Source organism: Croceibacterium xixiisoli, from assembly GCF_009827305.1.
GTDB lineage: Bacteria > Pseudomonadota > Alphaproteobacteria > Sphingomonadales > Sphingomonadaceae > Croceibacterium_C > Croceibacterium_C xixiisoli.
Genome location: NZ_WTYJ01000002.1, coordinates 534,896 through 555,176 on the forward strand (window position 1 = coordinate 534,896; position 20,281 = coordinate 555,176).

At 64.2% G+C, this 20,281-nt stretch carries 23 protein-coding genes; 15 read left to right on the forward strand and 8 right to left on the reverse strand.

Going from position 1 to position 20,281, the window contains the following annotated elements; all coding sequences use genetic code 11:
• The first annotated feature begins 52 nt into the window (after window positions 1-52).
• The 4 genes from argH to GRI97_RS11620 are packed head-to-tail and all read left to right on the forward strand — an operon-like array spanning window position 53 to window position 3,755.
• A complete protein-coding gene (gene argH / locus GRI97_RS11605) occupies window positions 53-1,429 on the forward strand; it encodes an argininosuccinate lyase (RefSeq protein ID WP_161391337.1) in 1,377 nt (458 codons plus the stop codon).
• Window positions 1,426-1,680 (forward strand): hypothetical protein, encoded by a 255-nt coding sequence (locus GRI97_RS11610; protein ID WP_161391338.1) that lies wholly within the window; start codon window positions 1,426-1,428, stop codon window positions 1,678-1,680. The genes argH and GRI97_RS11610 overlap by 4 nt, the downstream gene beginning before the upstream one ends.
• Window positions 1,681-1,687: 7 nt before the next feature.
• Window positions 1,688-2,950: a diaminopimelate decarboxylase gene (gene lysA, locus GRI97_RS11615; protein ID WP_161391339.1), complete on the forward strand. Its 1,263-nt coding sequence runs from the start codon at window positions 1,688-1,690 to the stop codon at window positions 2,948-2,950.
• Between the two features lie 22 nt (window positions 2,951-2,972).
• Window positions 2,973-3,755 (forward strand): precorrin-2 dehydrogenase/sirohydrochlorin ferrochelatase family protein, encoded by a 783-nt coding sequence (locus GRI97_RS11620; RefSeq protein ID WP_161391340.1) that lies wholly within the window; start codon window positions 2,973-2,975, stop codon window positions 3,753-3,755.
• 54 nt (window positions 3,756-3,809) lie between these two features.
• On the opposite strand, the gene ruvX is transcribed toward GRI97_RS11620, so the two are convergent.
• The 7 genes from ruvX to pyrE all read right to left on the reverse strand — a co-directional run bounded on the left by ruvX (window position 3,810) and on the right by pyrE (window position 9,446).
• Window positions 3,810-4,298 carry a Holliday junction resolvase RuvX gene (ruvX, locus tag GRI97_RS11625; protein WP_161391341.1) on the reverse strand — a complete coding sequence of 163 codons (489 nt, stop codon included), beginning with the start codon at window positions 4,296-4,298 and terminating at the stop codon, window positions 3,810-3,812.
• Window positions 4,298-5,602 (reverse strand): DUF3089 domain-containing protein, encoded by a 1,305-nt coding sequence (locus GRI97_RS11630; protein ID WP_161391342.1) that lies wholly within the window; start codon window positions 5,600-5,602, stop codon window positions 4,298-4,300. Before GRI97_RS11630 ends, ruvX begins: the two co-directional genes overlap by 1 nt.
• The gene (locus tag GRI97_RS11635; protein WP_235917776.1) at window positions 5,592-6,692 is read right to left on the reverse strand and encodes an AI-2E family transporter; all 1,101 of its coding nucleotides are present in this window, start codon (window positions 6,690-6,692) and stop codon (window positions 5,592-5,594) included. The genes GRI97_RS11630 and GRI97_RS11635 overlap by 11 nt, the downstream gene beginning before the upstream one ends.
• Before the next feature lie 97 nt (window positions 6,693-6,789).
• On the reverse strand, window positions 6,790-7,725 hold the full coding sequence (lepB, locus tag GRI97_RS11640; RefSeq protein WP_161391344.1) for a signal peptidase I: 936 nt from the start codon (window positions 7,723-7,725) through the stop codon (window positions 6,790-6,792).
• Window positions 7,722-8,126, reverse strand: a complete 405-nt coding sequence (gene acpS, locus GRI97_RS11645) for a holo-ACP synthase (protein WP_161391345.1) — start codon at window positions 8,124-8,126, stop codon at window positions 7,722-7,724. The genes lepB and acpS overlap by 4 nt, the downstream gene beginning before the upstream one ends.
• 13 nt (window positions 8,127-8,139) lie before the next feature.
• Window positions 8,140-8,868, reverse strand: a complete 729-nt coding sequence (locus GRI97_RS11650; protein WP_161391346.1) for a pyridoxine 5'-phosphate synthase — start codon at window positions 8,866-8,868, stop codon at window positions 8,140-8,142.
• The gene (gene pyrE, locus GRI97_RS11655; RefSeq protein ID WP_161391347.1) at window positions 8,865-9,446 is read right to left on the reverse strand and encodes an orotate phosphoribosyltransferase; all 582 of its coding nucleotides are present in this window, start codon (window positions 9,444-9,446) and stop codon (window positions 8,865-8,867) included. The genes GRI97_RS11650 and pyrE overlap by 4 nt, the downstream gene beginning before the upstream one ends.
• Before the next feature lie 368 nt (window positions 9,447-9,814).
• Here pyrE and coxB point away from each other — a divergent pair, with 368 nt between their 5' ends.
• The 7 genes from coxB (at window position 9,815) to GRI97_RS11685 (ending at window position 16,068) form a co-directional block, all read left to right on the forward strand.
• Window positions 9,815-10,855: a cytochrome c oxidase subunit II gene (gene coxB / locus GRI97_RS11660; protein ID WP_235917777.1), complete on the forward strand. Its 1,041-nt coding sequence runs from the start codon at window positions 9,815-9,817 to the stop codon at window positions 10,853-10,855.
• Between the two features lie 61 nt (window positions 10,856-10,916).
• Window positions 10,917-12,635 carry a cytochrome c oxidase subunit I gene (gene ctaD, locus GRI97_RS11665; RefSeq protein ID WP_161391349.1) on the forward strand — a complete coding sequence of 573 codons (1,719 nt, stop codon included), beginning with the start codon at window positions 10,917-10,919 and terminating at the stop codon, window positions 12,633-12,635.
• Between the two features lie 189 nt (window positions 12,636-12,824).
• On the forward strand, window positions 12,825-13,730 hold the full coding sequence (locus GRI97_RS11670) for a heme o synthase (RefSeq protein WP_161391755.1): 906 nt from the start codon (window positions 12,825-12,827) through the stop codon (window positions 13,728-13,730).
• A gap of 15 nt (window positions 13,731-13,745) precedes the next feature.
• Complete coding sequence (locus GRI97_RS18430; protein WP_202392773.1) at window positions 13,746-13,883, forward strand: hypothetical protein; 138 nt, start codon at window positions 13,746-13,748, stop codon at window positions 13,881-13,883.
• Between the two features lie 2 nt (window positions 13,884-13,885).
• Entirely contained in the window at window positions 13,886-14,461 is a 576-nt protein-coding gene (locus tag GRI97_RS11675; RefSeq protein WP_161391350.1) for a cytochrome c oxidase assembly protein, read from the forward strand.
• Window positions 14,462-14,525: 64 nt separating this feature from the next.
• The gene (locus tag GRI97_RS11680; protein ID WP_161391351.1) at window positions 14,526-15,356 is read left to right on the forward strand and encodes a cytochrome c oxidase subunit 3; all 831 of its coding nucleotides are present in this window, start codon (window positions 14,526-14,528) and stop codon (window positions 15,354-15,356) included.
• A 121-nt stretch (window positions 15,357-15,477) separates the two neighbouring features.
• Window positions 15,478-16,068, forward strand: coding sequence for an SURF1 family protein (locus tag GRI97_RS11685; RefSeq protein ID WP_161391352.1), 591 nt, complete (start codon window positions 15,478-15,480; stop codon window positions 16,066-16,068).
• Window positions 16,069-16,286: 218 nt separating this feature from the next.
• Here GRI97_RS11685 and GRI97_RS11690 read toward each other — a convergent pair whose 3' ends face one another.
• Complete coding sequence (locus tag GRI97_RS11690; RefSeq protein WP_161391353.1) at window positions 16,287-16,769, reverse strand: SRPBCC family protein; 483 nt, start codon at window positions 16,767-16,769, stop codon at window positions 16,287-16,289.
• Window positions 16,770-16,829: 60 nt separating this feature from the next.
• Here GRI97_RS11690 and GRI97_RS11695 point away from each other — a divergent pair, with 60 nt between their 5' ends.
• From GRI97_RS11695 to def, 4 genes are read left to right on the forward strand one after another with little or no spacing between them, the layout of a single operon-like run.
• Entirely contained in the window at window positions 16,830-17,201 is a 372-nt protein-coding gene (locus tag GRI97_RS11695; RefSeq protein ID WP_161391354.1) for an ArsR/SmtB family transcription factor, read from the forward strand.
• A 50-nt stretch (window positions 17,202-17,251) separates the two neighbouring features.
• Window positions 17,252-18,652, forward strand: coding sequence for a threonine synthase (thrC, locus tag GRI97_RS11700; RefSeq protein WP_161391355.1), 1,401 nt, complete (start codon window positions 17,252-17,254; stop codon window positions 18,650-18,652).
• A 25-nt stretch (window positions 18,653-18,677) separates the two neighbouring features.
• Window positions 18,678-19,568 (forward strand): class I SAM-dependent methyltransferase, encoded by an 891-nt coding sequence (locus tag GRI97_RS11705; protein WP_161391356.1) that lies wholly within the window; start codon window positions 18,678-18,680, stop codon window positions 19,566-19,568.
• Window positions 19,569-19,611: 43 nt separating this feature from the next.
• The gene (def, locus tag GRI97_RS11710; RefSeq protein WP_161391357.1) at window positions 19,612-20,151 is read left to right on the forward strand and encodes a peptide deformylase; all 540 of its coding nucleotides are present in this window, start codon (window positions 19,612-19,614) and stop codon (window positions 20,149-20,151) included.
• The last annotated feature ends 130 nt before the right edge of the window (window positions 20,152-20,281 follow it).

Below are 20,281 nucleotides of genomic sequence, written 5' to 3' on the forward strand. Positions count from 1 at the left end.
GAAACGCGTGAGCGATACGGAAAATCTGAACAAGAGTGTTGCCTCCAACGCGATGTGGGGCGGGCGGTTCGCCGAAGGCCCCTCTGCCATCATGCGAGAGATTAACGCTTCCATTCCGTTCGACAAGGCATTGTGGCGGCAGGACATCGCCGCCAGCAAGGCCCATGTCGCGATGCTGGGCGCCTGCGGGATCGTGTCCGGCGAAGACGCCGTCGCGATTGCCGACGGGCTGGATCGCGTTGCCGCCGAATATGAAGCGAACGGGGTGCCCGAAAACTGGGATCTCGAAGATATTCACATGACCACCGAAAACCGGCTGGCCGAACTGATCGGCCCGGCTGCGGGGCGGCTGCATACGGCGCGCAGCCGCAATGATCAGGTGGCGACCGATTTCCGCCTCTGGGTGCGCGATGCAATGGATCAGACCGATGCCGGTCTTGCTGCCCTGTCGCGCGCGCTGGTGGCGCGGGCGGAAGAACATGCCGATACGATCATGCCCGGCTTCACCCATCTGCAGACCGCTCAGCCGGTCACCCTGGGCCACCACCTGCTGGCCTATTACGAGATGATCCGGCGCGATCGTTCGCGCTTTGCTGATGCCCGCGTGCGGATGAATGAAAGCCCGCTGGGTAGCGCAGCGCTGGCCGGCACCGGTTTCCCGATTGATCGGGAAATGACCGCGCAGGCGCTGGACTTTGCCCGGCCGACCGCCAACAGCCTCGATTCGGTGTCCGATCGCGATTTCGCCATCGATTTCCTGCAGGCGGCCAGCCAGTGCGCGCTGCATCTGTCACGCTTGGCGGAAGAATTCGTGATCTGGGCCAGCCAGCCCTTCGGCTTCGTACGCATGCCCGATACGCTCAGCACCGGCAGCTCGATCATGCCGCAGAAGAAGAACCCCGACGCGGCCGAACTGGTACGCGGCCATTCGGGCCGTATTCTGGGCTGCGCCACCGCGCTGATGGTGACGATGAAGGGCCTGCCGCTCGCCTATTCGAAGGATATGCAGGACGACAAGCCGCCGGTTTTCGAAGCGGCCAATCTGCTCGGCCTGTCGATCGCCGCGATGACCGGCATGGTGGCCGATGCAACCTTCCGTACCGATCGCATGCGCCAGGCGGCTGAACTGGGCTATGCCACGGCCACCGATCTGGCCGATTGGCTGGTGCGCCAGGCGGATATTCCTTTCCGGGAAGCGCATCATATTACCGGCACGGCCGTCAGGCTGGCCGAAAGCCGGGGCATTGCGCTGGACGAACTGACGCTGGATGATCTGACCGCCATTGATGCGCGGATCGATGATCGCGTGTATGCTGCGCTTTCGGTGGAGGCATCGGTCGCCGCCCGGCGCAGCCACGGCGGCACCGCGCCCGATCAGGTGCGAAAACAGGTGGCGCTGGCCCGCGCGGCGCTGGAGAATGACGGATGACACGCTTTTCTCTCGCCTCGCTCTCCGCCCTGGCGCTGATCACGGCGCTGGGCGGTTGCGGCAGCCAGCGCGATCTTCAGCCGGCGGCGGGCGCCACCCTGCCGCAGGCGCCCTATGGCCGGGCCGATCGCCCCAGTTCTGCCGAACTGCTGCGGACTGATCCGCAGGCCGCCCCCGCACGCAGCGTCGAATTGCGCGAACAGTCCGAACGACGCGCTGACGACCCCTTTGACCTCCCGCCGGAAGGCTGAATTTTTCATGGATTTCTTTCAACTCAGGAACGGCGAAATGTTCGCCGAAGACGTCTCGCTTGCCCGCATCGCGGAAGAGGTAGGCACGCCGGTTTATGTCTATTCTCGCGCCACGCTGGAACGCCACGCCCGTGTGTTCCGCGAAGCGCTCGAGCCGCTCGGCCGGGTGCATCTGGCCTTTGCCGTGAAGTCGAACCCCAACCTGGCCGTGCTGCGGGTCATGCGCCGCGAAGGCTATGGCGCGGATGTGGTGTCGGGCGGCGAAATGGCCCGCGCTCTGGCATCGGGCATGCCGGCTGAGGACATCGTGTTTTCGGGCGTGGGCAAGAATGCCAGGGAAATGCGTCAGGGCCTGGATGCCGGCATTGGCCAGTTCAACCTGGAAAGCGAGGAGGAAGGCGTGGAACTGGCGGCCATCGCTGCCGCCCAGGGCCAGCGCGCCCGCTGCGCCCTGCGGGTCAATCCGGATATCGATGCCGGCACGCATGAGAAGATTTCGACCGGCAAGGCCGACAACAAGTTCGGCGTGCCGATCGATCAGGCCGTGGCGATCTACGCCCGGCTGGCGGCGCTGCCTGGCCTCGAAATGCGGGGCCTGGCCATGCATATCGGCAGCCAGTTGTCCGATCTCGCCCCGCTGGAGGCAGCCTTTACCCGCATGGGCGAATTGATCGCCGAACTGCGCGCCAATGGCCACACCGTCACCCATGCCGATCTCGGCGGCGGGCTGGGCGTGCCTTACAAGGCCGGCGAAGTCTTCCCGTCCCCGGCCGAATATGGCGCCATGATCGCGCGGGTGGCCAAGGATTGGGACGTGACCTTCATGTTCGAACCGGGCCGGGTGATTGCCGGCAATGCCGGCGTGCTGCTGACGCGGGTGGTGCGGGTCAAGCGCAATGCCAACCGCACACCCTTCGTGATCGTCGATGCGGCCATGAACGATCTGGCGCGTCCGGCACTTTATGGATCCTGGCATGATTTCGAAGCGGTGAAGCCGCGCGGCATCCGCATGACCGGCAATATCGTCGGTCCGATCTGCGAAACCGGCGATACCTTCGCTACGGACCGGGAAACCGATGCGCTCGAACCCGGCGATCTGGCGGTGTTCCGCACGGCCGGCGCCTATGGCGCAACCATGGCGTCCAGCTACAACAGCCGGGGCTTCGTGGCCGAAGTGATGGTCGATGGCGATCGCTTTGCCGTGGTGGCCGACCGGATTCTGCCGGAAGAAATCTACGCTGCGGAACGCGTGCCTGAGTGGCTCGACTGAGCCGTTTGCCGGGGGGCGATTGATGCAATCTCTGCCGCTGTTTCACCAGATCGCGGGCCGCCCCATCATCGTGCTGGGGGAAGGGCCGGCGGCCGATCAGCGCCGGCGGCTGGTCGAAGGCGCGGGCGGGGTGGTGATCGGATCGGCCGCGCGCGGCATTGCCGCCGGGGCGCGGCTGGGATTCATCGCCCATGCCGATGGCGGGATGTGCGAAGTGGATGCCACCATGCTCGGCGCAGCGGGTATCCTGATCAATGTTACCGACCGGCCGGATCTGTGCGATTTCACCATGCCCAGCCTGCTCGACCGGGATCCGCTGCTGATCGCGGTGGGCACGGGCGGGGCATCGGCAGGCCTCGCCAAACAATTGCGTCTGCGGCTGGAAGCACTGCTGCCGGCGGATCTGGGCGCCTTGGCCTCCGGCCTGTCGCAGGCGCGCGCCGCGATCCGCATGCGCTGGAGCCGGGCGGCTGACCGGCGGCGGGCGATCGATTCGGCGCTGGAGGCCGGCGGCATGCTCGATCCCTTCACCGAAGGGGCAGGTGATCGTATCGGTGCCTGGCTGACCGGGGGGGAAGCGGTTGCGCCGACCGACAGGCAGCGCATTGCTCTGACCAGCGATGATCCCGACGATCTGACCTTGCGTCAGGCGCGGCTGTTGGGCCGGGCGGATTGCGTGCTGCATGATCCCGCTGTTCCCCCGGCCATTCTGGCGCGCGCGCGGGCCGATGCAGTCCGCATCGCTTTGCCGCATGCTTCGCAATTGCCAGCCGGGCTGGTGGTGGAATTGCGCCGCGAAAGCTGAATGCCGGCGGCGGATTGCCGACCCGCCAGCATCGCCCGCCAGCATTGCAGTTGTTTAGAGAATTCCGCCGGCCAGCCGGTCGATCGCTGCCTGCAGGATCACGGCAGCCGCATGGCTGTCGATCCGCTCGGCGCGTTTGGCCCGGCTCATATCCATCGCGATCATGTCGCGTTCGGCGCTGGCGGTGGACCAGCGTTCATCCCACAGCAGCACGGGCAGGCCGAGCGGGGCGAGATTGCGGGCATAGGCCCGGCTCGCCTGCGCGCGCGGCCCGCCGCTGCCATCCATGTTGAGTGGCAGGCCCAGCACCAGCCCCTTGACCCGGCGTTCGCGGATCAGTTCGGCCAGGCGGGCCCGATCGACGGTGAATTTCCCGCGCGGCAGGGTCTTGCCGGGCGTGGCGAAGCCCCAGCCGGCGTCGCAGAATGCCGTGCCGATGGTCTTGGTGCCCAGATCCAGCGCCAGCAGGACTCCACCATCGGGCAGGGCCTGACGATAGGGCCCCGCCTCTTCGGTAATCAGGGGTTGGATATCCCCCTTCATCAGCGCGTCGCCGCTGCCGCCCGGGTCGGGCCGGCCGGAACCGGGGGGCGGTTCTGCGCCCAGGCGGCAACCCGCCGCGGCACGTCCACCTGCAGATTGGCCCAGAACAGCGGGATATCATACACATGATAATTGTTGCCGGGCAGCACATAGGCGCCCAGATTGGGCGGATCACCGATCATCAGCAGGCCATTTGCATCGCAACGGGCGGGCACGGCACCGCGGATCAGTTCCCCGCTGGTCAATTCGGCATTCGGCACCAGCGTGCCCAGATTGTCGGCTGCCTGCGCCGTGCCGCCCATCAAGCCATTGATCGGATTAACGCACAGTACCGGCGATGATCCGCGCGGCTGCCCGTCGAAACCGGCCGATTTGCCGTAGATTTCCATCATCAGCCCTGGCTCGGCCGGTTCGGCAAAGCTGGTCCAGGTGGCAATACAGCCGCCCTGCTGCGGGGTGGCGCAGGCCGGCAGGCCCAGCGCGGGCAGATCATGCTGGAGAGAGACCGGCCAGCCGACCGGATAGACCATGGCGATGCGCGAACGCAGCGCCGGGTCGCTGCCCCGTTCCCGCAGCAGCCGCAGGATATGCATCGCGCCCTGGCTATGGCCGGCAAGTACGATCGGCTTGTCCTTGTCGACGCTGTCCAGGAACACGTCGAATGCCTGTTCGACATCGTGATAGGCGGCATCGAGCGCCAGCTTCGCATTGGGCGAATCGGTCAGGAACGCGCCGAAGGTCGCCTGGCGGTAACGCGGGGCCCAGATCTCATCCGCGCGGTTGAACGCGCTGGCCATGCCGCGCAGGAACAACCGGGCCCGATCATGCGACTTGGCATCGGTCAGCGGGCCGTTCCACTGCGTGCGTTCCAGAAAGCTGGTCGGGTGCACGAAGAACACCGCATAGCCAGGGCCGGCGGGCGCAGCGTCCGTTCCGGCAGGGACCGGCGCGGGCTGGGCTGCAGCGGTGGTTGCCGGCGTAGGCGAAGCGGTCGCAGGCGCAATCGCGACAGGGGCGGGCGTCGGGCTGGCGCTTGCCGTGCCTGTCGGGGCGGGCGCTGCCGGATCGGCGGCATAGGCGGGCTGCCAGCGCGACGGATCCTTGTCCGGGGCAAAGCCAGGCCGGGAAAACCACATGTCGGGATCCAGATAGGCATTGGCCTGCAGTGGATCCTGCTCGACGAATTCTGCTGACGGAACAAAGGCTATCTCGATGGCCTTGTCACTGAATATGCGCAGGGCAAACCCTGCGCCCAGGACGATGACGATCAGGATTGCAAAAACATAAAGAAACTTACGCGCCATCAGGTTCTGCGCCTTTCGCCAATTGTTCTTCTGCCTCGGCCCGCTCGCTCCGGCGTTCGAGCACCACCTTGATCATGGCCATCAGCGGATCGGCCAGAAACAGGCCGACGACGCCGAACAAAATGCCCATGATCAGCTGCGCTCCCAACACCAGCGCGGGGGCAAGATCGACCGTCTTTTTCGCGATCAGCGGAATGATCACATAGCCATCAATCGTCTGCACCGCAAAATAGACGAAGACGGTGTAAACCCCGGTATCGACGCCGCCGGAAAAGCCGACCAGCACCATCAGCACGCCGGAAACCACCGCGCCGATATTGGGGATGAAGGCCAGCAGCCCCGTCAATATGCCCAGTAGGGCCGCCATGGGCACGTCATAAAGCGACAGCATCAGCCAGGTGAAAATCCCTTCCACCACCATGCCCAGCACGCGGCCGGCCATCAGCCGTCGCATGGTCGCCGCCATGCGTGACGCCACGATGAAGAAATCGCTGCGCCTTTCGCTGGGCAGCATCCAGGCGACGCCGCGTTCATAGAGGCGCGGCTCCAGCGCGACATAGATGCCGATGATCAGCACCAGCACCAGCGTGGTGATGCCGCCGAGAAACCCGCCAATCGCCTTGGTGATCGTGCCAACGCCGCTCATCAGCGTGCCGGCAACCTGCTGCACATCCTCGTGGCGAATGGCAAATCCCTGATCCTGCAGCCAGTTCAGCAGCAGATTGACCTGCGATGTGACGAGGGCGGGCAGTTCGGCCGCCTCCTGCGTGATCTGGGTACCGGCAAAGATGCTCAGCCAGACCAGAAAACCGATCGCCAGCAACAGCACCAGTCCGATTCGCAGGCCCCGGGGGATCTTCAGCACCCGGCCGATCAGCCGCGCACCGCCGTCCAGCATGGCGGCGAAAACCATCGCACCGAAGATCACCAGCAGCGGCTGGGCGATATAGACCGCCAGCATGGCCAGCCCGACCACCGATACCCAGACGATGGCGCGCTGGATCTCCTTGCGCAATTCCGGGTTGGCAATGTCGGTGGGCGCCGCACCAAGCGGGCGATCGCTACCGATTCGATCGTCAGTCTCGCTCAACCGGAACATCCCCTGTTTATCGCCCGCTGCACAGATACAGCGGATGGCGTGATCCAGGCCGGCTGTGGCCCGATGCTCTAGCGGATCGTTCGGCGCGCTATTCGGTTCCCAGCTCCGCCTTCGCCGGGCGCAGCGTGTTCCAGGCCCGTTCCCCGCGCAGGGCGCCGATCCAGCTGAGCGGGTTCCAGCCCGCCGTCCCATCTAGGGAGAAGGTGATGAATTCGGCCCGCCCGCCAATATCGGCCAGCCGCACCGGACCGCCCAGACCATTGCCGAACGGCGCCGCGGGCGCCCTGCTGTCGGCCGAATGGTCACGATTGTCACCCATCAGGAACACATGGCCATCGGGTACCTGGGTTTCGGGGAAATTGTCGTAGGGATTGTCGGTGCGGTGATCGATGATCAGATAGGTCGCGCCATTGGGCAGCGTTTCGCGCAGCGTGGGCGGCTCGTAAAATTCCGCGCCGGTGGCTTCGCGCACGCGATAGGGTTCAAAGGCGCGTAGGCAGGGGGCAGGGCGGGCCGCGCCCTCATCGCACATCTGGCTGTCCACCGGAATGCGCACAGGCGGCACCACTTCCTGGGGCACCAGATCGCCATTCAGGAAAATCTGGCCATTGATCACGGCGATCCGGTCACCGGGCAGGGCGACCACGCGTTTGATGTAATCGGTCGCATCATTGGGCGGAACGGCGATGACGATGTCGCCATATTGCGGATCGGCCGGCGCCATGCGCCAATCGCTGCGGGGCAGCAGATGGAAGCTCGCCGAAACCCAGCTCCAGCCATAGGGATATTTGGACACCACCAGCCGATCCCCCACCAACAGATTGGGCACCATGCTGGCGCTGGGGATATAGAATGGCTTGGCCACCAGCGTATGGAACGCCAGCACCCCCAGCAGCATCAGGATCAGCCCGCGCAGTTCAGCCCACCAGTTGACCTTTTTCTCGGCCGGCTCAGCGGCTGATGCACCGCCGCTGGCAGCGGGGTCGGGCTCGGTCACGGGGGGAAGGCCATCGGCTTGCGTCATGGGAGGGGATTTGCCTCAATGATCACAAATGCCTGTGCCCAGGGGTGATCGTCAGTCAGGGTAAGATGGATCACCGCCTCATGGCCCTGCGGGACCATTTCGGCAAGCCGCGCCGCCGCGCCGCCGGTCAGCGCCAGCGTGGGGGCGCCCGATGGGGCGTTGATCACGCCGATGTCCTTCATGAACACCCCGCGCGCAAAGCCCGTGCCGACCGCCTTGGAGAAAGCTTCCTTGGCGGCGAAGCGTTTGGCGTAGGTGCCCGCGCGGGTGAAGGGCCGGCGCGCGGCCTTGGCGCGTTCGATCTCGGTGAACACGCGCTGTTCGAACCGGTCGCCGTGCCGGGCGAGGGCAGCCTCGATCCGGTCGATATTGCACAGGTCGGAACCCAGCCCGATGATCATGCCAGCCGGTCCATCAGCGGGCCAGATCCATCATCTCTCGCATCCGCCGCACGGCCGGCTCCAGGCCGACAAATACCGCTTCGCCAATCAGATAGTGGCCGATGTTCAGTTCAGCCAGCTGCGGAATCGCGGCGATCGGCTGCACATTTTCATAGGTCAGCCCATGGCCGGCGTGCGGTTCGATGCCGTTCTTGGCCGCCAGCGCGGCCATATCGGCAATGCGCTTGAGCTCGATGGCGCGCGTTTCGCCCGTGGCATGGGCATATTCGCCAGTGTGGAATTCGACCACCGGCGCCCCCAGCCGCAAGGCTGCATCGAGCTGGCGCTCGTCCGGCGCGATGAACAGGCTCACCCTGATGCCCGCATCGGTCAGGCGGGAAACGATGGGTTGCAACTGATTGTGCAGTCCCGCTGCGTCCAGTCCGCCTTCGGTCGTGCGCTCTTCGCGCTTTTCCGGCACGATGCAGGCGGCATGCGGGCGGTGGGCCAGCGCGATGGCCAGCATTTCCTCCGTCGCCGCCATCTCCAGATTCAGTGGCAGATTGGTTGCTTCCTGGATTCGTCGCAGATCATCGTCACGGATGTGCCGACGATCTTCGCGCAAATGCGCGGTGATGCCGTCGCCGCCACAGGCCGCCACGATTTCTGCCGCGCGCACGGGATCGGGATGGTCGCCACCGCGCGCGTTGCGGATGGTGGCGACGTGATCGATGTTGACGCCAAGGCGGAGGGGGGCGGTCACTCCTGGCGGCTTCCTGGCTTCTGGACCGGAATGGCGGCCAGCTCTGCGGGAACCTCGTCTTCGGCATAGGTCGGGAAATTGAGCGCCACCAGGGAAGTATAGGGCACACCCAGATCCACCTCGCCGCCGCTGCGGTCGACCAGCGAGCAGGCGGCGACGATCTGGCCGCCGGCCTTGCGCACCGAATCCATGGCTTCGCGGCTGGAAAGGCCGGTGGTCACGACATCTTCCACCAGCAGGATTCGTTCACCGGATTCGACGGTGAAACCCCGGCGCAGTTCGAAAGTGCCGGTCGGACGTTCGACAAAGATCGCATCCTTGCCCAGCGCGCGGCCCATTTCATGGCCGATGATGACCCCGCCCATGGCCGGCGCGACCACCTTGTCGATCTGCGCGCGCAGATCGCGCGGGATTTTCTGCGCCAGCGCGCGGGCCAGATTGCCGGCCCGCTCCGCATTCATCAGCACGCGGGCGCACTGCAGGTAATGGGCACTGTGGCGCCCTGACGACAGGCGGAAATGCCCTTCCAGCAATGCCTGGCTGGCGCGGAATTCGGCAAGAACCTCGTCTTCGGTCATGGGGGTACTACTGCCTTTCGCTTGCACGGTCTTGGTTGTCGCGGCCATCCCCTCAGGCCTTGGGGAATGGCCAGGCTGTCACCCGCAGGTGACAGATCGATGTCCATCTGCGGCGGTGCTGAACCGGGTCTGTATAACGGGGAAAATGCCCGTCCTGTTACCGGTGTTGTTACCGGACCTGTCGAAAAATCTCCCTAGAAGCGCTTGAGGCATGGGGCAAGCGGGCGTATAGGCCCGCCCGAACAGGCCCGAATAGCGGCCGCCCTGGGGCATGGGCGCCCCAAAAGAGAACGGAAAGCGTCAGATCGATGAAACTCGGCGAATTCGCCCTCAAGCGGTTGCATGCCCCTATGATTCTCGCAGCCTTGATGTCTGTGGCCGTTGTGCCACAGGTTGCTATGGCTGCGCCCGCTCCGGCGGCACCGGTTACGGCTGAGGTTGCTCCGGCAACGCCTGCTGCTGGCGCTCCGGCTGCTGAAGCGGCGGCTGCACCTACTGCCGATGCAGCAGCTGCCACGACTGCAGAAGCGGCTGCACCGGCCTATCAGCATCTTGGTCCTGAATGGATCAAGGGCCAGCCGCATGCGAAGGGCATTACCTTCCAGGATCAGTATTCGCCGAACGGCCATTACGCACAGTGGATGCATGATTATCGGCTGCTGCCGATCATCATTTTCATGAGCGTGTTCGTGCTGCTCCTGCTGCTGTGGGTGATGTTCCGCTACAACCGCAAGTCCAACCCCGTTCCTTCGAAGACCAGCCACAACACGCTGATCGAAATCATCTGGACCGCGGTGCCTGTGCTGGTGCTGGTTGTGATCGCGATCCCGTCGATGACGTTGCTCTCCCGCCAGTACAAGAGCCCGCCGGAAGATGCGGTGACGATCAAGGCGATCGGTTACCAGTGGTATTGGGGCTATGAATACCCCGACAATGGCGGCTTCGAAGTCATCTCCAACATGATGCCGGAAGAAGAAGCCAAGGCGAAGGGGTTCCCGACTCATCTGGAAGTCGACAACCGCATGGTTGTGCCGGTTGGTGAAAAGATCCGCCTGCAGACCTTCGGCGCCGACGTGATCCACTCTTTCGCTGTCCCGAGCCTCTGGTTCAAGCTGGACGCGGTTCCGGGCCGGATCAACGAACGTGAACTCTTCATCAGCGAACCGGGCATCTACTACGGCCAGTGTTCGGAACTGTGCGGTGCGCGCCATGGCTACATGCCGATCGCCATCGAAGCCGTTCCCCGGCCTCAGTTCGAAGCATGGGTGCTGTCGCAGGGCGGTACCGTCGGCAACGCCGAAGCGGAAGCTCCGGCTGCCGCAGCGCCCGCTGCTGCCGCTCCGGCGGCAGAAGCTCCCGCTGCTGGCGAAAGCCCCGCTGCCGCTCCGGCCGCTGCTCCGGCAGCCTGACCGAACCCGCTGCCTTACCGGCTAAGCGCAACGACATAAGACTGACAGGGTACGACACAGTATGGCCACCACCGCCGACACCTTTCAGGCCCATCATGATGATCATCATCATGATCATGACGCCGATCACAAACCGCCGTTCTTTGCCCGCTGGTTCATGTCCACGAACCATAAGGATATCGGCACGCTCTATCTGATCTTCGCGATTATCGCGGGGATCATTGGTGGCGGCATTTCCGGCCTGATGCGCTGGGAACTGGCCACGCCGGGCCTGCAGATCATGGGCGAAATCGTCCAGTTCCTGGGCGGCGAAGGCTCGTTCGACGAACAGGGCCACATGTGGAACGTGCTGATCACGGCCCACGGCCTGATCATGGTGTTCTTCATGGTCATGCCGGCCATGATCGGCGGCTTCGGCAACTGGTTCGTGCCGCTGATGATCGGCGCGCCGGACATGGCGTTCCCGCGCATGAACAACATCTCCTTCTGGTTGACGGTTGCCGGCTTCCTGTCGCTGATGATGTCGGCCTTCGTTCCGGGCGGCACCTGGCACGGTGCTGGCACGGGCTGGACGGTCTATGCGCCGCTCTCGACCACCGGTTCGGTCGGTCCTGCAGTCGATTTCGCCATCTTCTCGCTCCACCTTTCGGGTGCGGGCTCGATCATGGGCGCGATCAACTTCATTACCACCATTCTCAACATGCGCGCTCCGGGCATGACGCTGCACAAGATGCCGCTGTTCGCCTGGTCGGTGCTGGTTACCGCTTTCCTGCTGCTGCTCGCGCTGCCGGTTCTGGCCGCCGCGATCACCATGCTGATCACCGACCGCAACTTCGGTACCACCTTCTTCGATCCGTCGGGCGGTGGCGATCCGATCCTGTACCAGCACCTGTTCTGGTTCTTCGGTCACCCTGAAGTGTACATCATGATTCTGCCGGGCTTCGGCATTGTCAGCCAGATCGTCGCGACCTTCTGCCGCAAGCCGGTGTTCGGTTACCTCGGCATGGCCTACGCCATGGTCGCCATCGGCGTGGTCGGCTTCATCGTCTGGGCGCACCACATGTACACCGTGGGTCTGGACGTGAACACGAAGATGTATTTCACGGCCGCAACCATGATCATCGCGGTGCCTACCGGCATCAAGATCTTCAGCTGGATCGCCACGATGTGGGGCGGCAGCATGGAGTTCAAGAGCCCGATGGTCTGGGCCCTGGGCTTCATCTTCCTCTTCACCGTCGGCGGCGTGACCGGCGTGGTGCTGGCCAATGGCGGCATCGACGACAATCTGCACGACACCTATTATGTGGTCGCGCACTTCCACTACGTGCTCTCGATGGGTGCCGTGTTCTCGCTCTTCGCCGGTTTCTACTACTGGTTCCCGAAGATGAGCGGCCGGATGCACAGCGAACTGCTGGCCCACCTGCACTTCTGGGTGTTCTTCGTCGGCGTGAACGTGGTGTTCTTCCCGCAGCACTTCCTGGGTATGCAGGGCATGCCGCGCCGCTACCCGGATTTCGCGGAAGCCTATGCCTATTGGAACCATGTCTCGAGCATGGGCTATCTGATCGTGCTGGTGTCGGTTGGGATTTTCTTCCTGAACCTGATCTACGCCTTCACTGCAGGCAAGAAGGCCGCCGGCAACTATTGGGGCGAAGGTGCAACCACGCTCGAATGGTCGCTGTCCAGCCCGCCGCCGTTCCACCAGTTCGAAACGCTGCCGATCATCGAAGATCACCATTCTTCGGACGATCACATCAGCCCGGCTCCGGCCAAGGCCTGATCAGCGCGATCCAACAGCAAAGGCCGGCGGGGCAACCCGCCGGCCTTTTGCTTTGTCGGCCCCGCATCGGCGGCCTGTGGCAAGTGCACCACCATCGCACAGCAATTGTTCGCTCAAGGGGCGGGCAGGGCAGCATTGCCCCAGCCGCCCCTTCCATCTGCCCGCACGCTGACCTATAGCGCCAACGCCATGTCCCCGGTCAGTGTCACACCTTTGCCCGCCGATTGGCGCGATTTCTACGCGCTGACGAAGCCACGGGTCATGAGCCTGGTGGTCTTCACCGGCCTGTGCGGCCTGCTGGCGGCGCCCGGCCACATCCATCCCGTGCTCGGCTTTACCGCCATTCTCTGCATCGCGCTGGGCGCAGGCGGGGCGGCGGCGCTGAACCAGTGGTGGGAAGCCGATATCGACGCCGGGATGAAGCGGACGGCCAAGCGCCCGCTGCCGCAGGGCAAGATGCGGCGCGAGGATGCCCGCGATTTCGGCGTGGTTCTCTCGGCCGTCTCGGTCGGCGTGATGGGGCTGGCGATCCACTGGCTCGCCGCCGGCATTCTGGCGCTGTCGATTTTCTATTACTCGGTCATCTACACCGTCTGGCTCAAGCCGCGCACGCCGCAGAATATCGTCATCGGCGGTGGGGCGGGTGCCTTTCCGCCGCTGATCGGCTGGGTTGCGGTTACGGGCGATGTCACGCTGATGCCGGTGCTGCTGTTTGCGATCATCTTCACCTGGACGCCGCCGCATTTCTGGGCGCTCGCGCTGTTCGTGAAGACCGATTATGCCAAGGTCGGCATTCCGATGATGCCAGTCGTCGCGGGCGAGGTTTCGACCCGGCGGCAGATCCTGATCTATGCCGTGCTGCTGGTACCCATCGCGGTCGCGCCCTGGCTGATCGGGGAAACGGGCGCCATCTACGGCATTGCCGCGTTGGCGCTGAACGCGGTTTTCGTGGCCCTGTCCGTCCCGGTGGCGTTTCGCCGGGAAGGGCCGGATGACACGATGCGGCCGGAAAAGCGGTTATTCGCCTATTCGGTCTTCTATCTTTTCGCCTTGTTTGCGGCTCTGGTCGCGGACCGACTTATCCTTAGCCATTAAGGGACTGAGCCACCAATGCCGGGGAACCTGACCATGACACCGGAAGAACAGCGCGCGCTGGAAAAGGCCCGCAAATCCCGCAACATCGCGCTGGGCCTGATCCTGGCCGGTTTCGCATTCCTGTTCTACGCCATCACCATCGTGAGGATGTGATCATGCAGGCGGACGCGAATCTGCAGCGGCGCAATCTGCGCATCGGGCTGATTTCGCTGCTGGCCGCCTGTGGCATGCTGGCGCTCGGCTTCGCGGCTGTGCCGCTCTATCGCCTGTTCTGCCAGGTCACCGGTTTTGGCGGCACCACCCAGCGCGCCACCGAACAGCAGGCCAGCCTGGCCGAACGCATGGGGCGCAGCGCCGGGGCGAAGAAGGTGTCGATCCGTTTCGATGCCTCGGTCGCACGCAATATGCCGTGGCAGTTCAAGCCCTTGCAGGTGACGGATACGGTCCAGTTCGGGCAGCGTGATATCGCCGTCTATCAGGCGACCAATCTGTCGAGCGTCCCGGTCACCGGTAACGCCACCTTCAATGTGGAACCGGAACAGGCAGGGCGGTATTTCCAGAAGATTCAATGCTTCTGCTTTACCGAACAGACGCTGGAACCGGGCCAGACGGTGGACATGCCGGTGCTGTATTACGTCGATCCGGCCGCGCTGGACGATCCCAACATGAAAGATGTTGAGCAGATCACGCTCAGCTACACATTCCATCCGGCGAAGAAAGCCGGTTCCTAACCACTGGACCAATGCGAAAGGCCCCATTAAGGGCAGCGCAAGGTAAGGATCAGGACGAGAGCACATGGCTGGCGCCAAGAACCACGATTATCATATTTTGCCGACCGACATCTGGCCGTTCATCATGTCGATGTCGGCGCTGGTGTTCACCAGCGGCATGGTGCTGTACATGCACGAAATGCCCTATGGGCACTTCGTCACCGGGCTCGGCGTGGCCGGCCTGATTGCCGCGTTCTTCAGCTGGTTTTCGAACATCACGAAGGAAGCGCAGGCAGGTGATCATACGCCCGTCGTGCAGCTGCACCTGCGTTATGCGATGATTCTGTTCATCGCGTCGGAAGTGATGTTCTTCGTCGGCTGGTTCTGGGCATTCTTCGATTTCGCCCTGTTCCCCAATGCGCTGGAACAATATGCCGATGTCGTCGGCGGCCAGTTCCCGCCCAAGGCGATCGAAGCGGTCATGGATCCCTTCGGCCTGCCGCTGCTCAACACGCTGATCCTGCTGTGCTCCGGCACCACGCTGACCTGGTCGCACCACTCGCTGATCCATGGTGACCGCGATTCGGCCAAGACCGGCCTGTGGCTGACGATCGCACTGGGCGTGCTGTTCAGCTTCATCCAGGCCTATGAATATATGCATGCGCCGTTCGGCTTCGGTGGCAACACCTACAGCTCGGCCTTCTACATGGCGACCGGCTTCCACGGCTTCCACGTGATCATCGGCACGATCTTCCTGATCGTGTGCCTGGTCCGCCTGAACAAGGGCCACTTCACCCCGCGTCAGCACTTCGGTTTCGAAGCTGCGGCCTGGTACTGGCACTTCGTCGACGTGGTGTGGCTGTTCCTCTTCGTGACCGTCTACATCTGGGGCGGTTGGGGCGCGGCGATCCACTGATCGCTGGCAGCCCCATCGGCCCGGCCCCGGTCGTGCCGACAGAGTAAGGTTTAGAGGCGGGCGGCTTTCCTCAAAGGAAGCCGCCCTCTTCATGTGCAGGCCAGCCTGCGGAGCAAGCACAATGCGCCAGCCGCTGAAAATCCCGGTTCTGCCCACCATCTTCGTGCTGATTGCCGTCGCGATCATGATCGCTCTGGGCGTGTGGCAATTGCAGCGATCGGAGTGGAAGGCGGCGCTGCTGAATCGTTACGCCGCCGCGCAGACCCTGCCCCAAGATGCCGCCTGGCCGCGCAATGCGCAGGAACAGGAAGAACGGCTCTACCGTCACACCAGCCTGGCCTGTGTTCGTGTGCTGGGGTTCGAAGCCATCGCCGGCCGTTCTGCACGGGGGGAAAGCGGTTGGGCGCATGTCGCCCGCTGCCAGCTCCCCAATGGCGCAAAGGCCCCCATCGCCTTGGGCTGGTCGCGCGATCCAGCCAGCCCAGAGTGGACGGGGGGCACGGTCGGCGGCTTCATCGCGCCTGCGGGGGAAGAGGTGCGCCTGGTCGCGGAACCGGCACAGGCCGGGCTCGAACAGCTGGCCCGCCCGGATCCGGCCGATCTGCCGAACAACCACATGTCCTACGCCGTGCAATGGTTCCTGTTCGCGGTCACCGCGCTGGTCATCTACGCCATCGCCTTGGTGCAGAAGGCGCGCAAGGGCCAGGCATAGACCGGCCGTCGACCACCGAACCTCGTCATGCCGGACTTGATCCGGCATCCATCCCTCGTCACGCACGGATGGCAAGAAGGCTCGCAACACTGCGCCCCAGCGTCGCTACCCCGGAGATCCTTCGTCTGATCTGCGGCGATGGCCACATGGATGCCGGATCAACTCCGGCATGACGGCGTGAATCGGAGATCAGGCGAAGCGCCAGCGTCTCGGCGGAACTACCGATACATATCCGCGCGCAGATTGATGCCATGCTCGATCCACACCTTCAGCGCGCACAGCATCTGCGACCAGCCCTGGCAATTGCCATAGGATGATTGCAGCGCACCCTGGGTTTCGCGCCAGCCTTCTTCGGCGATCTCGACCAGCGTGCGGCCGTCTTCCAGCGGTTTGAACAGCATGGTCACCGTGGTGCGATATTCCACCGGGTTCAGCTCGCCGCCCTCGACATTGGGCGATTCGCCCTCTGTGGCATCCCATTGCAGCACGATCCGCTCATTGGGCACCACCTCGGTCACAAAGACGGGGAAGGCGCCGGGAAAATCGTGGAAGTCCCAGCTGACCATGGCGCCCGCTTCCAGCCGGCCCTGCGCGCCGCCGGTGGTGAAATATTGCGACAGCTGGTCGGGATTGGCGACCGCTTCGAACACCTGCTCCACCGGGCGGGCGATCCGTGCGGCGACTCTGAACTTCAGTTCCATTCTGTCCTGCTCCTCTGGCCCGTCCTTGAATTGTGCCAAATTATGTTATAAAAATATAACATGTCAACGGATGAAGATGATCTGGATCTGGTGTTCCGCGCGCTGGGCAACCGCACCCGCCGCGCGATCTGCGACGAACTCAGCCTGCGCCCGCTGACGACCGGGCAATTGTGCGCCACGCTGCCTGATCTGGATCGATGTACAGTGATGCAGCATCTCAAGGTGCTTGAACGGGCGGGGCTGGTGGTGCCGGTGCGCAAGGGGCGCGAACGCTACAATCATCTCGATGCCATGCCGATCCAGGCCATCCACCGCCGCTGGATCGCGCCGCACGCGCAAGGTGCCGCTGCCGGGCTGCTGCAGCTGAAGGACAGTCTGGAAAATGGCATCCGGGATACGGGTGACCGGGAAATGTCCGTCACCACAGGTTGAGACGCGCGGAATTCTTGCCCGCCGGGCCAACCGTCGCTAACCGCTGGCAGATGGAATATATCTCCACTCGCGGCGCTGCGCCCGCTCTCGATTTCGAAGCTGTCACCCTGGCCGGTCTCGCCTCCGACGGCGGGCTCTATCTGCCGCGCGAATGGCCGCGTTTCAGCGAAGCGGAAATCGCCGCCATGGCAGGCCTGTCCTATGTGGAACTGGCCGTGCGGGTGATGCAGCCCTTCGTCGGGAGCAGCCTGAGCGAGGCGGAGCTGCGCGAATTGTGCGAAGGCGCCTATGGCCGCTTCGCCCATGCCGCCGTCACCCCGCTGCGTCAGTTCGATCAGCAGCAATGGCTGCTCGAACTGTTCCACGGCCCGACGCTGGCGTTCAAGGATGTGGCGTTGCAGTTGCTCGGCCGGCTGTTCGAAACCTTCCTCGCCCGCCGGGATCAGCGGCTCACGATCGTCGGCGCCACCAGCGGTGATACCGGTTCTGCCGCGATCGACGCCGTCGCGGGGCGCGACAATGTCGATATCTTCATGCTCCATCCCAGGGGCCGGGTCAGCGATGTGCAGCGTCGGCAGATGACCACGGTGCTGGCGCCCAATGTCCACAACATCGCCATCGACGGCAGCTTCGATGATGCCCAGGCGATGGTGAAGCGGATGTTCGGGGACAAGGACATGACCGCCCGGTTCCGCATCGGCGCCGTCAATTCGATCAACTGGGCCCGCCTCATGGCCCAGGTCGTCTATTACTTCGCCGCCGCCCTGCAACTCGGCGCGCCCGAACGTCGCGTGGCCTTTGCCGTGCCGACCGGCAATTTCGGCGATGTGTTTGCGGGTTATGTCGCCGCCCAAATGGGCCTGCCGATCGAACGGCTGATCGTCGCCACCAACATCAACGATATTCTCCACCGCGCGCTGGCCAATGGCGATTATTCGGCCGGCACCGTCACCCCGACGGCGGCCCCTTCGATGGATATCCAGGTCAGTTCGAACTTCGAACGCCTGCTGTTCGATGTCGGCGGGCGCGACGGGGCGGCCATGGCCCAACAGATGCGCGGTTTCGAAGCCAGCAAGGCGATGCAGCTCACCAATGCGCAGCGCGAAGGGGCCGCCTCGCTGTTCTCCAGCGCGCGCGCGGATGCCAATGAAACCGCCCGGGCGATGGCTTGGGCGCACGAACATTATGGCGAAGTGATCGATCCGCACACCGCAATCGGCCTGCACGCCGCACGCGCAGCGGATCTGCCCGCACATGTGCCGGTCGTCACGCTGGCCACCGCGCATCCGGCCAAGTTCCGTGACGCGGTGGAACGTGCCACCGGCCTGCGCCCCTCGCTGCCCAATCGGGTCGGCAATCTGATGGAACGCGAAGAACGCTTCGTCGAACTGCCCGGCACCTATGAAGCCGTCGCCGCCTATGTCGCGGAGCATGCGACGCCGTCAGCATGATGGCGCAACGGCACAGGGGCGCGATATGGCACGGTTGAGCGCCCAGCCACAGCTGATGCTCGGCGAAAGCTGGGATGATTACGGCTTGGTGGACAGCGGCGACGGGCGCAAGCTTGAACGCTACGGCCCATATCGCTTCATCCGCCCCGAACCCCAGGCCTTGTGGCGCCCCCGTCTGGCCGAATGGCGGGCAGATGGCGAATTCGTGCCCGGTTCGGATGAAGACGGCGGCGGGCGCTGGTTGTTCGATCGCCCCGTTCCGGCCGATGGCTGGCCGCTGGCCTGGCGCGATGTGCGCTTCACCGCGCAATGCACCCCTTTCCGCCACCTCGGCTTCTTCCCGGACATGGCGCCGGTGTGGGACTGGATGCGCGGCCAACTCGCGCCCGATTCCGCCACGCTCAACCTGTTCGGCTACACCGGCGTCGGTTCGCTGGCGCTCAGCGATCGCGGCACGGTCACCCATGTCGATGCCAGCAAGAAATCGGTCGCCCAGGCGCGGGTAAATGCCGAAACCTCGGGCATGACCGATCGCCCGGTGCGCTGGCTGATCGATGACGCCGGCAAGTTCACCGCGCGCGAAGTGCGGCGTCAGAAGCGTTATGACGGGATCATCCTCGATCCGCCCAAATTCGGGCGTGGTCCCGATGGAGAGGTGTGGCGCCTGGAAGAGGGCCTGCCGCCGCTGATCGCCGATTGCCGCCAATTGCTCGACAGCGACAGCCGCTTCCTGTTCCTGACCGTCTATGCGGTGCGGATGAGCAGCCTGGCGCTGGCGGGCCTGCTGGCCGAACATTTCGCCGATCTGCCCGGCACCATCGAACATGGCGATCTGGCCGTGCGCGAAGACGGCCCGGATGGGGAGGCGCGCCTGCTGCCCACCGCGATCTTCGCCCGCTGGCACAACGAGGGTTGATCCGGCACTCTGGCCACCCCCGGCTTTAACGACGGAGCACGCCATGATCCGCGAAATACTGAAAATGGGCGATCCCCGGCTGCTGCGCGTGGCGCAGCCGGTGGCGGATATTCATGATCCGGAGCTGCAGATCATGATCGCCGACATGTATGAAACCATGCACCACGCCAAGGGCGTGGGCCTGGCCGCCCCGCAGGTAGGCATCGATCTGCGGCTGATGATCTTCGGCTTCAACGCCAATCCCCGCTATCCCGATATGCCGCCGGTGCCGGTGACGACGCTGATCAACCCGTGGATCGAGATCCTGACCGACGAGACGGAAGAGGGCTGGGAAGGGTGCCTGTCGGTCCCCGGCATGCGCGGCCTCGTCCCCCGCGCCACCAGCATCCGCTATGGCGGAACGCTGGAAGACGGCAGCCCGATAACGCGGGAGGCAGAGGGCTTCCACGCGCGGGTGTTCCAGCATGAATTCGATCATCTGAACGGCGTGCTCTATCCCCAGCGCATCACCGACATGACCAAGTTCGGCTTCATCGAGGCGCTGTTTCCCGATAGCCAACTGGCCGATCTCGAAGGGGATTGAGCGGAAAAGGCTATCAGCCTGAACGGGCGGGAAGGGGAGACGAGGCGATGATCGGATTGCGTGCTGTCGAATGCCGCCGCCGGCTGGTCGGTATCGGCAGCAGATTGTTCAGGCATTGCTGATCCCCTGC

Excerpts from the sequence above, each read along its gene's own strand:
- argH (WP_161391337.1), top strand. The coding sequence starts at position 53 with ATGTGGGGCGGGCGGTTCGCCGAAGGCCCCTCTGCCATCATGCGAGAG.
- GRI97_RS11610 (WP_161391338.1), top strand. The coding sequence starts at position 1,426 with ATGACACGCTTTTCTCTCGCCTCGCTCTCCGCCCTGGCGCTGATCACG.
- lysA (WP_161391339.1), top strand. The coding sequence starts at position 1,688 with ATGGATTTCTTTCAACTCAGGAACGGCGAAATGTTCGCCGAAGACGTC.
- GRI97_RS11620 (WP_161391340.1), top strand. The coding sequence starts at position 2,973 with ATGCAATCTCTGCCGCTGTTTCACCAGATCGCGGGCCGCCCCATCATC.
- ruvX (WP_161391341.1), bottom strand. The coding sequence starts at position 4,298 with ATGAAGGGGGATATCCAACCCCTGATTACCGAAGAGGCGGGGCCCTAT.
- GRI97_RS11630 (WP_161391342.1), bottom strand. The coding sequence starts at position 5,602 with ATGGCGCGTAAGTTTCTTTATGTTTTTGCAATCCTGATCGTCATCGTC.
- lepB (WP_161391344.1), bottom strand. The coding sequence starts at position 7,725 with ATGACGCAAGCCGATGGCCTTCCCCCCGTGACCGAGCCCGACCCCGCT.
- acpS (WP_161391345.1), bottom strand. The coding sequence starts at position 8,126 with ATGATCATCGGGCTGGGTTCCGACCTGTGCAATATCGACCGGATCGAG.
- pyrE (WP_161391347.1), bottom strand. The coding sequence starts at position 9,446 with ATGACCGAAGACGAGGTTCTTGCCGAATTCCGCGCCAGCCAGGCATTG.
- coxB (WP_235917777.1), top strand. The coding sequence starts at position 9,815 with ATGTCTGTGGCCGTTGTGCCACAGGTTGCTATGGCTGCGCCCGCTCCG.
- ctaD (WP_161391349.1), top strand. The coding sequence starts at position 10,917 with ATGGCCACCACCGCCGACACCTTTCAGGCCCATCATGATGATCATCAT.
- GRI97_RS11670 (WP_161391755.1), top strand. The coding sequence starts at position 12,825 with ATGTCCCCGGTCAGTGTCACACCTTTGCCCGCCGATTGGCGCGATTTC.
- GRI97_RS18430 (WP_202392773.1), top strand. The coding sequence starts at position 13,746 with ATGCCGGGGAACCTGACCATGACACCGGAAGAACAGCGCGCGCTGGAA.
- GRI97_RS11675 (WP_161391350.1), top strand. The coding sequence starts at position 13,886 with ATGCAGGCGGACGCGAATCTGCAGCGGCGCAATCTGCGCATCGGGCTG.
- GRI97_RS11680 (WP_161391351.1), top strand. The coding sequence starts at position 14,526 with ATGGCTGGCGCCAAGAACCACGATTATCATATTTTGCCGACCGACATC.
- GRI97_RS11685 (WP_161391352.1), top strand. The coding sequence starts at position 15,478 with ATGCGCCAGCCGCTGAAAATCCCGGTTCTGCCCACCATCTTCGTGCTG.
- GRI97_RS11690 (WP_161391353.1), bottom strand. The coding sequence starts at position 16,769 with ATGGAACTGAAGTTCAGAGTCGCCGCACGGATCGCCCGCCCGGTGGAG.
- GRI97_RS11695 (WP_161391354.1), top strand. The coding sequence starts at position 16,830 with ATGTCAACGGATGAAGATGATCTGGATCTGGTGTTCCGCGCGCTGGGC.
- thrC (WP_161391355.1), top strand. The coding sequence starts at position 17,252 with ATGGAATATATCTCCACTCGCGGCGCTGCGCCCGCTCTCGATTTCGAA.
- GRI97_RS11705 (WP_161391356.1), top strand. The coding sequence starts at position 18,678 with ATGGCACGGTTGAGCGCCCAGCCACAGCTGATGCTCGGCGAAAGCTGG.
- def (WP_161391357.1), top strand. The coding sequence starts at position 19,612 with ATGATCCGCGAAATACTGAAAATGGGCGATCCCCGGCTGCTGCGCGTG.